10 protein-coding genes are annotated in these 14,473 nt (G+C 70.6%); 7 read left to right on the top strand and 3 right to left on the bottom strand.

Translation table 11 applies throughout. The annotated features are described in order from the left end of the window. Window positions 1-124: 124 nt before the first annotated feature. The 3 genes from BQ8420_RS23475 (at window position 125) to BQ8420_RS23470 (ending at window position 2,825) form a co-directional block, all read left to right on the top strand. Window positions 125-1,357: an SDR family oxidoreductase gene (locus BQ8420_RS23475; RefSeq protein ID WP_087101335.1), complete on the top strand. Its 1,233-nt coding sequence runs from the start codon at window positions 125-127 to the stop codon at window positions 1,355-1,357. Between the two features lie 72 nt (window positions 1,358-1,429). Beyond that, window positions 1,430-1,570 (top strand): hypothetical protein, encoded by a 141-nt coding sequence (locus BQ8420_RS32445; protein WP_200816064.1) that lies wholly within the window; start codon window positions 1,430-1,432, stop codon window positions 1,568-1,570. Window positions 1,571-1,742: 172 nt separating this feature from the next. Further along, window positions 1,743-2,825 carry a glycoside hydrolase family 5 protein gene (locus BQ8420_RS23470; protein ID WP_087101334.1) on the top strand — a complete coding sequence of 361 codons (1,083 nt, stop codon included), beginning with the start codon at window positions 1,743-1,745 and terminating at the stop codon, window positions 2,823-2,825. A gap of 53 nt (window positions 2,826-2,878) precedes the next feature. Here the strand turns inward: BQ8420_RS23470 and BQ8420_RS23465 are convergent, their stop codons facing one another. The 3 genes from BQ8420_RS23465 to BQ8420_RS23455 form a co-directional block, all read right to left on the bottom strand. Next, window positions 2,879-5,362, bottom strand: a complete 2,484-nt coding sequence (locus tag BQ8420_RS23465; protein WP_087101333.1) for an ATP-dependent Clp protease ATP-binding subunit — start codon at window positions 5,360-5,362, stop codon at window positions 2,879-2,881. Window positions 5,363-5,490: 128 nt separating this feature from the next. Continuing rightward, window positions 5,491-6,996, bottom strand: coding sequence for an MFS transporter (locus tag BQ8420_RS23460; RefSeq protein WP_235006441.1), 1,506 nt, complete (start codon window positions 6,994-6,996; stop codon window positions 5,491-5,493). Window positions 6,997-7,020: 24 nt separating this feature from the next. Next, window positions 7,021-7,605, bottom strand: a complete 585-nt coding sequence (locus BQ8420_RS23455; protein ID WP_087101348.1) for an NADPH-dependent FMN reductase — start codon at window positions 7,603-7,605, stop codon at window positions 7,021-7,023. Between the two features lie 98 nt (window positions 7,606-7,703). Here BQ8420_RS23455 and BQ8420_RS23450 point away from each other — a divergent pair, with 98 nt between their 5' ends. The 4 genes from BQ8420_RS23450 to BQ8420_RS23435 all read left to right on the top strand — a co-directional run bounded on the left by BQ8420_RS23450 (window position 7,704) and on the right by BQ8420_RS23435 (window position 14,228). Then, a complete protein-coding gene (locus BQ8420_RS23450) occupies window positions 7,704-10,871 on the top strand; it encodes a BTAD domain-containing putative transcriptional regulator (RefSeq protein WP_087101331.1) in 3,168 nt (1,055 codons plus the stop codon). A 32-nt stretch (window positions 10,872-10,903) separates the two neighbouring features. Then, entirely contained in the window at window positions 10,904-11,644 is a 741-nt protein-coding gene (locus BQ8420_RS23445) for a methyltransferase domain-containing protein (RefSeq protein WP_087101330.1), read from the top strand. 125 nt (window positions 11,645-11,769) lie between these two features. Next, the gene (locus tag BQ8420_RS23440) at window positions 11,770-13,086 is read left to right on the top strand and encodes a bifunctional o-acetylhomoserine/o-acetylserine sulfhydrylase (RefSeq protein WP_087101329.1); all 1,317 of its coding nucleotides are present in this window, start codon (window positions 11,770-11,772) and stop codon (window positions 13,084-13,086) included. Then, complete coding sequence (locus BQ8420_RS23435) at window positions 13,083-14,228, top strand: homoserine O-acetyltransferase (protein ID WP_087101328.1); 1,146 nt, start codon at window positions 13,083-13,085, stop codon at window positions 14,226-14,228. The genes BQ8420_RS23440 and BQ8420_RS23435 overlap by 4 nt, the downstream gene beginning before the upstream one ends. The last annotated feature ends 245 nt before the right edge of the window (window positions 14,229-14,473 follow it).

Below are 14,473 nucleotides of genomic sequence, written 5' to 3'. Positions count from 1 at the left end.
CCACGGTTTTCCCACCGAGGGCGCCGGGTATCGCAGCACCCACAACTTCCTCCCGCGAACCCGACCGAACAGGGGAACACATGTCGCACACCCGCCACCACTCTCCTGTGGAACGGGGGCGCCCATGAGCCGCCTGAAGGGAGCCCTGGCACTGGCCGGTGCCCGGTGGGCGTGGAACCGCTACCGCCGACGCTGTGAGCCACCGCCGTCCGCGGCCCGACAGAACACCGAACTCCTCGCCTGGGGCGCCGCGGGGGCCGCCCTCGGCGTGGGGGCCTCGGCCCTGTCCGAGCGTCGCCGCACCCGACGCATGCGCGGCAAGGTCGCGCTCGTCACCGGCGGCTCGCGCGGTCTGGGACTCCAACTGGCCCGTGAGTTCGGGGCCTCCGGCGCCTCGGTGGTGATCTGCGCCCGGGGACGTGAGGACCTGGACCGCGCCGTCGCCGAACTCACCGGACGGGGTGTGGACGCCCACGGCGTGATCTGCGACATCGGCGACCCGAAGGCGGTCGACGCGCTGTTGGACGAGGCGGTCGAACGCTTCGGTCGGCTGGACGTGGTGGTCAACAGCGCCGGCATCATGCGGGTGGGCCCGCAGGAGACGATCGCCGACGAGGACTTCGTGCAGGCCATGAACATCATGTTCTGGGGCCCGTTCCACCTGTCCCGCGCCGCCGTCGAACGTATGCGCGGCACGGGCGGAACCGTCGTCAACGTGACCTCGATCGGCGCCTACCTGTCGGTGCCGCACATGCTGTCGTACTCGGTGGCCAAACGCGCGTGGGCGGCGCTGTCGGAGGGGTTGGCCGCCGAGACCGGCGGTACCGGGGTGCGGGTGTTGACCGTGGTGCCGGGTCTGATGCGCACCGGTTCGCACAAGGGTGTGCTCTTCTCCGGCGACCCCGAACGCGAGTACGCCTGGTTCGCGTTGGCCGCCGGGCTGCCGTTGCTCAGCGTGAGCGCCGAACGTGCGGCTCGCGGCATCGTGCACGCCGCCGCGAGCGGGCGCGGGTTCCTCATCCTCACACCGGTGACCCGGATCGGGATGGCGGTGCACGGGGTGGCCCCCGGGTTCACCCAGCGAGCCATGCGCGTGGCCGGTCGGTTGCTGCCGAAGGCTCCGGAGATGGCGATGGAGCGTCATGGTTCGGAGGCCGCCGATTCCCGGATCGGTCGCCTGATCGACACCGTCGGTGTGCTCAACGAGCGGGCGGGAAGTCGGTTGAATCAGCCTTCGCGCGGGGAGAAGGGGAGGCCCCGCGACACCGGACCCGAGGACGCCGCCGAGGATTTCGAACTGGCGGGTTCCCGGGTCCCCGAGGACGAGGGCGGCCCCGCCCCCGAAAGCCGGTCCTGACACGGAACTCATCTCGGTCGGGCAGGACCGACCACGAACCACCGAGACGGTCGGACGAGAGGAGGAAGTCGGATGAGCGCGCACAGCGAGGAACGGGCCCTACGTCAGCCCGATCCGATGCCACCGGATCCGTTCCCGCCGGCACCGATGCCGCCCCAACCGGTCCCACCGGAGCCGAGCCCGGATCCCGAACCCGAACCGGAACCCGCCTGAGGTCGGGTTCCACGGATCCCCTCGTGGGGCGCACACGACCAGGTGCGTCCCACGGGGCGGTCACCAGCCCCCCTTGACGTCTGCGCCACCACTGTTTAGCTTCAACGGGAAACCTTCCTTCCGGATTCGCGTCGCCCCGCCGCGTCCGATCCACTCCCCGCTGGAGGACACCTTGGCGCGTCTCCGTCCCACCCCCAGGCATCCCTACCGCACCCTCTCCCTGGCCGCAGTGGGAGCGCTCCTACTCGGAGCCGCCCTGTTCGGCAATGGTGCGCCGGAAGAGGCCGAACCCGTCGCCTCCGCCTCCACCGACCCCGCGACGACCGCCATCGCCGAGCACGGACAGCTCCAGGTCTGCGGTATCAAGCTCTGCGACGAGAACGGCGACACCGTCCAGCTCACCGGGATGAGCTCGCACGGCCTGCAGTGGTACGACCACTGCCTCACCGACGCCTCCCTGGACGCCCTGTCCGACGACTGGAACGCCGACGTCCTGCGCGTGTCCATGTACATCCAGGAGGACGGTTACGAGACCGACCCGCGTGGCTTCACCGACCGGGTGCACGAGCTCATCGAGGAGGGCACCGAGCGCGGTCTGTACGTCATCGTGGACTGGCACATGCTCACCCCCGGCGACCCGAACGTGAACACCGAACTGGCACGCGACTTCTTCGCCGAGATCGCCTCGACCCACGCTGACAAGGACAACCTGCTCTACGAGATCGCCAACGAACCCAACGGTGTCTCCTGGGACGCGATCAAGGGCTACTCCGAGGAGGTCATCCCGGTGATCCGCGACGCCGACCCCGAGGCGCTCGTGCTCGTCGGTACCCGCGCGTGGTCGTCGCTGGGCGTGTCCGAGGGGTCGGACCACACCGAGATCCTCGACGACCCGGTGGACGCCGACAACATCATGTACGTGTACCACTTCTACGCCGCCTCGCACGGGGGCGGGCACTACGACGTCTTCGAACAGGCCACCCAGGAGCTGCCGCTGTTCGTCACCGAGTTCGGCACCCAGGAGCACACCGGTGACGGCGCCGACGACTTCGACTCCGCCCAGCGCTATCTCGACCTCATGGCCCGGGAACAGATCAGCTGGGTGAACTGGAACTACTCGGACGACGACCGCTCCGGCGCGGTCTTCGAGCCCGGCACCTGCGACGCGGGCGGCCCCTTCACCGGCACGGACTCGCTCAAGCCGGCGGGGGAGTGGATCCGCGACCAGATCCGCACCAGCGGCCTGGCCGCCTGACCCCACGCGACGACGGGCCCCGAGAACCAGAACCGGTCCTCGGGGCCCGTTCCCTATTCGGTGGCGATGGTCAGCTCTTCGGCGGGATCCACGTCCACGACGATCCGGTCACCCGCCCCGATCTGCTGGTCCAGCACCATGCGCGAGAGCCGGTTGCCGATGTTGCGCTGGATGGTCCGCGCCAGCGGCCGTGCCCCGAACTCGGGCTGGTACCCCTTCGTGGCCAGCCACCGCACCGCCTCGTCGGTGAAGCGGATCGACATGTCCTGCGACGCCAACCGCTCCTCGGTCCGCTTGAGCATCAGGCGGGTGATCTGCGCGATCTGCTCCTCGCCCAACTGCTGGAAGACGATGACCTCGTCGATGCGGTTGATGAACTCGGGCCGGAACTCCTCCTTGAGCCGGCGCATCACCCGACGCTCGGTGTCCGCGTCCATGTGTCCGCCCGCGGTGAACCCCATCGCGCCGCCACCGGTGATGACCTCCGACCCCAGGTTGCTCGTCATGATCACCACGGTGTTGCGGAAGTCCACCGTCCGACCCTGGCCGTCGGTGAGCCGCCCGTCGTCCAACAGCTGCAACAGCAGGTTGAACACGTCCTGGTGGGCCTTCTCCACCTCGTCCAACAGCAGGACCGAGTAGGGGTGGCGTCGCACCGCCTCGGTGAGCTGACCGGCCTCCTCATAACCCACGAACCCGGGAGGGGCACCGGTGAGCCGGCTGGCGGTGTGCCGCTCCTGGAACTCGCTCATGTCGATCCGGACCATGGAGTCCTCGGACCCGAACAGCGACTCCGCCAGGGCCCGGGCCAGCTCCGTCTTGCCCACACCGGTCGGCCCCAGGAACAGGAAGCTGCCCACCGGTCGATCCGGGTCGCCCAGACCGGCCCGGTTGCGGCGGATCGCCTCCGACACCGCGGTGACCGCCTCGTCCTGGCCGATCACCCGGCCGTGCAGCACCTCCTCCAGGTTGACCAGCCGTTCCCGTTCCTCCTGGGTCAGCTGCGCCACCGGGATGCCGGTGCTGCGCGAGACCACCTCGGCGATGTCGGCCGGCTCCACCTCGGGGACGGCCGAACCGGTCCCGCGCGCTTGGTGCATGTTGCTCTTGGCGGAGCTGAGCTCATCACGCAGCCGGGACGCCTTCTCGTAGTCCTCCTCCTGGACCGCGCTCTCCTTCTGCTCCTCCAGTTCCTTGAGCCGGCTCTCCATCTCGCGCAGTGCCGTGCTGGAGGTCTTCAACCGCAGCCGGACCCGCGCACCGGCCTGGTCGACGAGGTCGATGGCCTTGTCGGGCAGGAACCGGTCGGTGACGTAGCGGTCGGACAGCTCGGCGGCGGCCACCAGGCTCTCGTCGCTGAACCGCACCTGGTGGTGGGCCTCGTAGCGGTCACGCAGCCCGCGCAGGATGTCGACGGTGTCCTCCACCGACGGTTCGGGCACCAGGATGGGTTGGAAGCGACGTTCCAACGCCGCGTCCTTCTCCACGTTCTTGCGGTACTCGTCCACCGTCGTGGCGCCGATGATGTGCAGCTCACCGCGGGCCAGCGCCGGTTTGAGCATGTTCCCCGCACTGGTCGAGCCCTCCGAGGCGCCCGCGCCGACGATCGTGTGGATCTCGTCGATGAAGATGAGCAGTTCCTCGGAGTGGGCGCGGATCTCCTCGACGATGCCGTTGAGCCGCTCCTCGAAGTCGCCCCGGTAGCGGGTGCCCGCCACGATCCCGGACAGGTCCAGCTGGACCAGACGCCGACCGCGCAGGACGTCGGGGACGTCGTCGTCGAAGATGCGCTGGGCGATGCCCTCCACGATCGCGGTCTTGCCCACACCGGGGTCACCGATGAGCACGGGGTTGTTCTTGCGCCGTCGGGCCAGTACCTCGATGCACTGGTCGACCTCGTCGTCACGGCCGACCACGGGGTCCAGGCGACCCTCGCGGGCGAGCGCGGTCATGTCGGTGCCGAACTCGTCCAGCGTCGGTGTCGGGGACGGTTCGGGTTCGGTCTGGTCGGCGGGCGACACGGGTCCGGCCGCCTTCTGTAGCGACTCGGGGGTGACGCCCTGGTCGCGCAGCAGCTGCCCGACCGGGTGGTCGAGGTTGACCGCCAACGCGAACAGAATGTGCTCGGGCATGATGGCGGGGCTCCGGGTGGCCCGGGAGATCTGGAGGGAGTCGAGCAGGGCCCGCTTGGCGGACGGGGTCAGCCTGGCCGACCCGCGCACCGCGCGCGGGGCCTTGGCGACCGCCTGTTCGATCACGTCCTCCAGCGGCGTGGTGTCCGCGTCGGTGCGCTCCACGAGCTTGCGGGTGGGCGCGTAGCGCAGCAGCGACCACAACAGGTGGACGGAGTCGACGTCGGCGCCGCCGCTCTCCAAGGCGCGACGGGCGGCGGCGTCGGCGACCTGTCGGGCCTCGGGGCTCATCAGTTTGGACAGGTCGACGCGGCGCACGGGTCCGCGGGCGCCCAGGAACCTGGCCAGGAACTCGTCGAAGGAACCGGGTTCTCCACCCGGACCGTCGGGAATGTCGTTCGTCATCTCGTCATTGTCCCTCGTGCGTGTGCTGACAGGTGGTGACAGGCCGCGTCGGTGCGGGCCGGTCGGGGAGGACCCGCGACCCCTGACACCACACTCCCCAGGTCCCCCACCGTCCACACGCGTGGAGGTCATTCGTCCGCACGGTGCCCGCGCAGCTTCACCAGCATCACCACGGCGGCCACCGTCAACAGGGCACCGCCGGCCCCGGCCGTCACCTGAAGGCCCTGCCCGAACGCCGACACGGCCGCGTCCCTCAGGGCGGACCCGGCGGAGCCGCCCAGGTCGTCGGCGATCGCCAGAGCCCCGCCGATACTTCCCCGCGCCGCCTCGGGAACGTCACCGGCGAACGCGTCCGCCATCCCGGTGCGGTACACGAGCAGCCCCAGACTGCCCATCAACGCCAACCCCAGCGTCTGTCCCAGACCCGCGGCCACGTCGGTGACGGCCGAGGCCGAACCGGTGCGTTCCATCGGCACGGAGGACAACGCCAACTGACTGCCGAGCGTCATCGCCGGAGCGCCGCCGATCGAGGTCACCGTGCTGCCCAGGATCAGCAGCCAGGCGCTGCCCTGGCCGGCTCCCCACAGGATCGTCGCCAACCCGGCCACGGCCACCAGCATCCCGCCGCCGACCACCACACCGGTGGTCAGGAAGCGGACCAGGACCGGGGTGAGCATCGTGCCCACGAAACCGGCGACCGCGGGCACGATGAGCAGCGCTCCCACCAGGCCGGGGGAGATCCCCAGCACCGACTGCAGGTACTGCACCAGGAACAGGTCCGTCCCGGCGGCGGCCAGCAGCATGAGGAAGCCCATCGTCACCGCCAGGACGAAGATCGGGCGGGCGAACATACTCAGGTCCATCAACGGATCGGCCAGCCGCCGTTGACGTCGCACGAACCACCACAGCAGCGCCGAACCCACCACGACGGCGGCGAGCAGCGACGGCCGCGCTCCCTGCGCGGCGAGTTCCTGGAGCCCGTACACCAGCAACACCAATGCCACCGTGGACGACAGCACACTGGGCACGTCCATGCGCCCCGGGTTCGGGTCGCGGTACTCCGGTAGCAGGAACGGCAGGGTGACCAGCGCCAACAGTGCCACCGGCACGTTGATCAGGAACAGCGAACCCCACCAGAAGAACTCCAGCAGCAGTCCGCCCAGGGGTGGTCCCAACGCCATGCCCACGGAGAACGCGCTCAGGTTCAGTGCCACCGCCGTGGCGAACTGCTTGGGGTCGGGGAACATCGACCGCAACAGCGACAGCGTCGACGGGGAGATGGTCGCCACCGACGCGCCGATCAGCGCCCGCGCCACGATCAACGTGGCCGGGTCGGGGGAGAAAGCCGCCAGGGCGGAGGAGACCGCGTAGGCCACCAACCCGATCAGCAGCAGGCGCCTGCGTCCCACCCGGTCACCGAGCCGGCCCATGGTCAGGACCAGCCCGGCGCCCAGGAGCTCTCCCACGTGCAGGATCCACAGGGACTGGGTGGCCTGTGGTTGCAGGTCCGCGCCGATCGCCGGCAACGCCAGGAACAGCACGGACATGTCGTTGGCCATCATGAAGATGGGCAGGGTCAGTACGGCCAGACCGAGCCAGGCGGTCCGGCCGGCGCGGGGTGGATTCTCTCTCACGGAACTCATGGTTCGCCTTCCGGGTCAGGCGGGATGCGGGGTGCGGGAACGACGATCGCGCAGCGCGTGCGCCCACCAGGTGAGCTGGTCGAGCATGCCGTGGGCGGCCTGCGCCGAACCTTTGCTCCGCTCGTCGTCCGCGGGCCAGTCGCCGGCGGCGTCGAACAGTTCCCAGAAGTCGGCGAAGTGGACGGCGTCGCGCATCGTGACCGCGCACAGCTCCCCGAAGACCGGACGCAGCTGCTGCACCGCGTGGGCGCCCCCGGAGATCCCGCCGTAGGACACGAACCCCACCGGCTTGGCCGCCCACTCGTCGTGGAACCAGTCGACAGCGTTCTTCACCGAGGCGGGGAAACTCCGGTTGTACTCGGGCGTGACGACGACGAACGCGTCGGCCGCCGCCAGACGCGGTCCCAGCTCCGCGACGTGCGGTGGCAGCGGGGACTCCTCCACCATGCGCAGCGGCAGGTCCACGTCGGCGAGGTCGACCACCTCCACCTCCCAGTCGAGGTGGGCTCGGGCCAGCCGCACGAACCACCGGGCCGGGGTGGGCCCGAACCGGCCCTCGCGCACACTGCCGACGATGACGATCATCCTGAGCGACCCCATGGTCACCACACTCCTTCTCGCTTTCTCGGTCGGTCGCGTCCACCCTCGGCGGTGCCGCACTCGGAACACCCTCGCCTCGCACTCGGTACGGTGAGTGCATGCGTTTCGGTGTGCTCGGGTCACTCATCGTCCGGACCGACGACGGTGCCTCCGTCGACGTCCCCGAACGCAAGGTGCGCGTCCTGCTGGGTGCCCTCCTTCTGGCCCGCGGACGCCCGGTTCCGGTGGACACCCTGGTCGACCACCTGTGGGGGTTCGGCGACGCGCCGCTGCGACCCGACCGGGCCCTGCAACGCAAGGTGTGGGCGTTGCGCAGCGCCCTGTCGGCCGCCGAACCCGACGCGGGGGAGCGGGTCCGCTTCCGCTCGGCCGGCTACCTGCTCCACACGGCCGAGCAAGCGGTGGACGCCGAACGGTTCCAGGTGCTGGTCGCCCGGGCCCGCGCCGACGAGAACCCGGGTTCACGCGCCGGACTGTTCGCCCGGGCCCTGGAGCTGTGGCGCGGTCCGGCTCTGGCCGACCTCGCGGACGAGACGTTCACCGAACCCGCTCGGGCGCGTCTTGAACAGGAATGGCTCACCGCCATCGAGGAGTACGCCCTGGCCCGCCTCGACCTGGGTGAACACCGGCAGGTCGCGCGGGACCTGAGCGAACCGCTGGCGGAGAATCCCCTGCGCGAGCGCCTGGTCGTAACCCGGATGCGTGCCCTGAACGAGGACGGACGTCGGGCCGAGGCCCTGCGCCTCTTCGCGGACCTGGCGCGCGGACTTCGTGAGGAGTTGGGCGTGGACCCCGACCCCGAGGTCGCCGACCTGCACACACGCATCCTCCGCCAGGAATCCGGCGGTGGCGGGGTCCCTCGACGACGGCTGCCCCGACCCCTCACCGAGATGCTGGGGCGAGAGGACGACCTGAGCCGGATCCGGTCCCTGTTGGCCCACGAACGACTGGTCACCCTCACCGGGTTCGGTGGGGTCGGCAAGACCCGCCTGGCCACCGCCCTGGCCCACGAACTCGACGGGGACACCCACATGGTCGAGTACGCCGCGCACGCCAGGGGAGCCGACCCGGCCGAGGTCCTCGCCCGCACCCTCGGCCTCCGGGACGAGGGCGAGGGCGAGACCCGTGAACGCCTCGTACGCGGACTGACCGGCCAGGACACCCTCCTGGTGCTCGACAACTGCGAACACCTCCTGGAACCGATCGGTGACCTGGCCGCCCACCTGCTCGCCCGCCTGCCCGACCTGCGCGTCCTCGCCACCAGCCGCGAACCCCTCGGGGTGCCCGGCGAACACCTGCACCCGGTCGGCCCGCTGCCCGTGCCCCCGTCCGGTTCCGACCCCGCCGAAGCGCACGAGTACGCCGCCGTACGACTCTTCGTGGCGCGCGCCCGCGCGGCCGGTCCCGGGTTCGAGCTCACCGAGGCCAACGCCCCCGACGTCGCCCGACTCACCCGCCGACTCGACGGCATCCCCCTCGCCCTGGAGCTGGCCGCCACTCGGATCCGGGCCCTGGGCGTGCACGGGGTGCTGTGCCGCCTGGACGATCGTTTCCGGCTCCTGGCCACCGCCCAGCGCCACCTGCCCCCGCGCCAGCGCACCCTGCGCGCCATGATCGACTGGAGCTGGGACCTCCTCGACGAGCGGGAACGGGTCCTGCTGCGCCGCCTGTCGGTGTTCACCGGCGGCTGGCACCCCGAGGACGCCGAGGCGGTCTGTGCCGACCCCGACCACGATGTGCTCGACCCCCTCACCCGTCTGGTCGACCGCTCCCTGGTGGCCGCCACCGTCGACCCGTGCACCGACGAAATCCGCCACCACCTGCTGGAGTCCATCGCCGACTACGCCCGCGCGCGTCTGGCGGAGGCGGGGGAGACCCGCACGCTCAGGGACCGGCACGCCCGCCACTTCTCCCGCCTGGCCGAGGAACAGCACGCCACCCTCTTCGGCCCGGGCCAAGGGCGGGGTATCCGGCGCCTGGACGCCGAAGCGGCGAACCTGTACGCGGCTGTGGACCACGCCGTCGCCGTCGGCGACGCGGAGACCGCCCTGGAGACAGCGGGCGGCCTGACCTGGTACTGGTTCCTGCGCGGTCGCTACCGGGAAGGACAGCGCGTTCTCACCCTGGTCCGCACGGTCCACGGCGCCGACGCCCACCCCGAGCTCCAAGCGACGATCGAGGCCGGCGGCACGGTGTTCGAGATCCTCAACGGCACCGGCCACGACCACGCCCAACAGGCCCGCGCCGCCCTCAAGGCCGGCCCGGAGGCGGACCTGAGCCGGGCCCGACTGGCGTTGACGCTCGGAATCGCCCTGCAGAGCCGGGGCGATCAGGAGGTCAGTGAGGAACTCGTCGACCAGGCGCCGGACGTCTTCTGTGAACACGGTGACGACTGGGGGCTGGCCGCCGCGCTGGTCGCCCAGGCCTCCCACACCCTGGGGCGCGGCGATCTCGCCCACGCCGAAGGGCAGGGCCGCGAGGCGCTCGACCTGTTCGAGCGGCTCGGCGACTCCTGGGGGCGGATGAACGCCCGCGGGGTCCTGGCGGTCCTCGCCGAGATCCGGGGCGAGTACGGGCATTCCCGACGACTGCACGAGGCCGCCCTGGCCGCCGCCGAGGAGCTGGACCTGACGGTGGAGGTCGCCGGTTCGCTGTCCGGGCTGGGCCGGCTGGCCCTGTTGGAGGGCGATCTGGACCGCGCAGACGCGCTCCACCGCCGGTCGGCCGACCTGGTCCGGGGCCAGGGCGGTATCGCCGAACGCCAGCACCCTCAGATGGGGTTGGCGCTGTCCGCCCGCCGCAGGGGACACCTCGACGAGGCAGAGGCCTACCTGACCGAATTGGTGGACTGGTCGCGGCGGGTGGAGTGGTGGCCGGGCACCGCGCTGACCCTGTCCGAACTGGGGTTCGTCGCGGAGTTGCGCGGGGACGCCGATGAGGCGCTGCGCCTGCACACCGAGGGCCTGATCGCGGCCCACGGCACCGAGGACACCCGGGCCATGGCCCTGGCGCTGGAGGGAATCGCCGGTGCGCACACGCTCCTCGGATGCTTGGAGGAGTCGGCTCGTTTGCTGGGCACCGCGACCCGGGCACGCGAGGACTCCGGGGCGCCCATGCCCGCCGCCGAACGCGGCGACGTCGACCGCATCGAAACGCTGCTGTGCGCCGAACTGGGAGAAACGGTCTTCGAAGAGGCGCTACGAGAGGGCCGGGAGAGTGCCCTGCCACAGGTGGTCGCCGCCCTGATCGGCGATGCCGGCCGCTGATCCCGAAGGCCCACCTGAGAGGATGTGCACCCATGGACACCCCCGAGCTCCTCGCTCGCCTGGACAAGGCCGAACGGCGCCCCGACGCGCTCGCGCTGCGTGCCCGAGTGCGTGGACTCCTCGGTTACCGGCCGGGTGACACCGTCTTGGACGTGGGCTGCGGCGGCGGGACGGCGGTGGCCGAGATGCGGGCGGAGGGGGCACGGGCCGTCGGTTTCGACATCGACCCGGTCATGCTCCAGACGGCACGGGACCGGCACCCCGAGTCCGAGTTCGCCATGGCCGACGCCAACAGTCTGCTTCTGCCCGACGGTGCCGCGCGTGGATACCGGGCCGAACGCGTCTTCCACGCCATCCGCGAACCCGAGCGCGCCCTGGCCGAGGCCCACCGGGTCCTGGCACCCGGAGGTCGCCTGGTACTGGTCGGGCAGGACTGGGACGCGTTCATGATCGCCGCCGACGACACCGAACTCACGCGGACGCTGGTCCACGCCAACGCCCGAGCGATGCCTGACCCGAGTGCGCCCCGCCGCCAGCCGGAACTGCTGCGCGCGGCCGGGTTCACCGGGATCGAGGCGGAGGGCGCCATGGCGGTGTTCACCGACGACACGGCGGTGCCGATGCTCACCGGGTTGGCCTCCCGAGCACGAGACGCCGGGGCGTTGAGCCCGCGACAGGCGGAGAAGTGGGTCGCCGAACAGCGTGCGCGCGCGGTTTCGGGGCGTCTGTTCCTCGCCATCCCCTATCTACTCGTCAGCGCCGACCGCACCTGAGTGCGTATCGTCACAGGAGGAGAACACTGCGGACTTTGTGTGATTACTGGCCACCTGACCGGTGTCGATGCTAGCCTCGCGATGATTCCCTACTCTTTCAGTCTGCTTTTTGTAGGAGCCCGTACTTGAGCACCGACAGCGCCAACGAGCAGCCCTGGTCCTTCGAGACCCGGCAGATCCACTCCGGGGCCGAACCCGACCCCACCACCAACGCTCGGGCCACGCCCATCTACCAGACGACCTCGTACGTCTTCCGGGACACTCAGCACGGGGCGGACCTGTTCAGCCTGGCCGAGCCGGGCAACATCTACACCCGCATCATGAACCCCACGCAGGACGTGCTGGAACAGCGCCTGGCCGCCCTGGAAGGCGGTGTCGGCGCGGTCGCCTTCGCCTCGGGCTCGGCGGGTACCACTGCCGCGATCTTCAACCTCGTCAGCGCCGGCGACCACGTGGTCTCCAGCCCTTTGCTCTACGGCGGAACCCACAACCTCTTCCAGCACACGCTGCCCAAGCTCGGTGTGGAGGTGACCTTCGTCGAGGACCAGAACGACCCCGAGGCGTGGCGCGCCGCCACCCGCCCCGAGACCAAGCTCTACTTCGGTGAGAGCCTCGCCAACCCCAGCGGTAACGTCCTGGACGTGCGCGCCGTCGCCGACGTCGCCCACGAGGTCGGTGTCCCGCTGATGGTGGACAACACCGTCCCCACGCCCTTCCTGCTACGGCCGATCGAGCACGGTGCCGACATCGTCGTGCACTCGGCCACCAAGTTCCTCGGCGGTCACGGCACCACCGTCGCGGGCGTGGTCGTGGACGCCGGTACCTTCGACTTCGGAGCCCACGGCGACCGCTTCCCCGGTTTCGTCGAGCCCGACCCCAGCTACCACGGCCTCAAGTACTGGGAGGCCCTCGGCCCCGGCGCCTTCGCGGTCAAGCTGCGGGTCCAGGTGCTGCGCGACACCGGTGCGGCCATCGCCCCGTTCAACTCCTTCCTCATCCTGCAGGGCATCGAGACCCTCTCCCTGCGCATGGAACGGCACGTCGCCAACACCCAGGCGCTCGCCGAATGGCTGGAGTCCCGCGATGAGGTCGAGCGTGTCCACTACGCCGGCCTGCCCTCCAGCCCCTTCTACGAGCGGGGACAGAAGTACCTGCCCAAGGGCGCCGGAGCCGTGCTCTCCTTCGAGCTGCGCGGTGGAGTGGAGGCCGGACGCGCCTTCGTCGACGGCACCGTGCTGTTCAGCCAGCTGGTCAACATCGGTGACGTGCGCAGCCTGATCGTGCACCCGGCCAGCACCACGCACAGCCAGCTCTCGCCCGAAGCGCAGGCCGCGGCCGGGGCCACCCCCGGACTGGTCCGCCTCTCCGTGGGTCTGGAGAACATCGACGACCTGCGAGCCGACCTCGAACTCGGCTTCCAGGCGGCCAAGGCCCACCAATGACCGAGCGGTCCGCTACTCCCGCCCCCCGCCCCCACCACGGTGGGTGGCGGGAGGGCGACCCCGTGGGTGAACGCCGCTGGGTACACCTCGAAGAACCCCTGGAACTGGAGTCGGGCACCCGGCTACCGGATGTGCGCCTGGCCTACCAGACCTGGGGAAGCCCGAACGCCTCGGGCACCAACGCCGTCCTCGTCCTGCACGCGCTGACCGGAGACGCCCACGTGACCGGCCCCGTCGGGCCGGGACACCTCAGCCCCGGCTGGTGGGAAGGGGTGGTCGGCCCCGGACTCGCCCTGGACACCGACCGCTACTACGTGGTCGCCCCCAACGTCCTGGGTGGCTGTCAGGGAAGCACCGGTCCCTCCTCCACCGCCCCCGACGGGCGGCCCTGGGGAAGCCGCTTCCCGCGCATCACCCTGCGCGACACCGTCCGGGCCGAGGAACACCTGGCCGCCGAGCTCGGCATCGACACCTGGGCGGCGGTCATCGGCGGATCCATGGGCGGCATGCGGGCCCTGGAATGGGCGATCACCCACCCCGAGCGGGTTCGTGGCGCCCTGATCCTGGCCTGCCCGGCGGCCACCACCGCTTGGCAGATCGCCTGGGCCGCGCCACAGCTGCGCGCGATCCGCGTCGACCCCTACTGGGCCGGCGGCGACTACCACGACACCGGCCGAGCCCCGGTGGACGGACTGGGCGTGGCCCGCCGTATCGCGCACGTCACCTACCGGGGCGCCGAAGAGATCGACACACGCTTCGGCCGCGACGCCCAAGGCGACGAGGACCCCGCCGAAGGCGGCCGGTACGCCGTGGAGTCCTATCTGGACCACCAGGCGGGCAAGCTCGTCGGTCGCTTTGACGCCGCCAGCTACGTGCTGCTCACCGAAGCGATGAACGGGCACGACGTCGGACGTGGGCGTGGTGGCGTTCCCGCCGCGCTCGCTCGCATGCCCGAACGGACCATCGTCGCGGGCGTGACCAGCGACCACCTGTACCCGCTCACCCAACAGGACGAGATCGCTCGCCAACTCCCGGCCCCCGGCCGGGCGAGGGTGATCGACTCACCTCACGGGCACGACGGGTTCCTCATCGCGACCGATCAGGTGTCCGCACTGGTAAAAGAGCTGCTAGAGGGCTACTAGTGGGCTGATGCGGGGCCGGAAGCATTCGGCCCCGCCTCTGTCTGCTCGTCTGGTTGTCCGCTTGTTTGCCTACTTGCCTACTTGCCTACTTGCTCGCCTGTTCGACCGTCTGCTTTTGTCGGGCCCGCTGGCCGTTGTCGGTTCCCGGTGGTGGGCCTCGGGGCGAGAACCCTCCGGTTGTGGGGTGGGTGGTGGTATGTCTGACTCTTAAACACAACAGACGCTGCCGACGAATAGAGAGGTGG

The organism is Nocardiopsis sp. JB363, assembly GCF_900143625.1.
In the GTDB taxonomy this organism is placed as follows: domain Bacteria; phylum Actinomycetota; class Actinomycetes; order Streptosporangiales; family Streptosporangiaceae; genus Nocardiopsis.
This window is presented reverse-complemented; position numbering and strand designations above follow the sequence as displayed.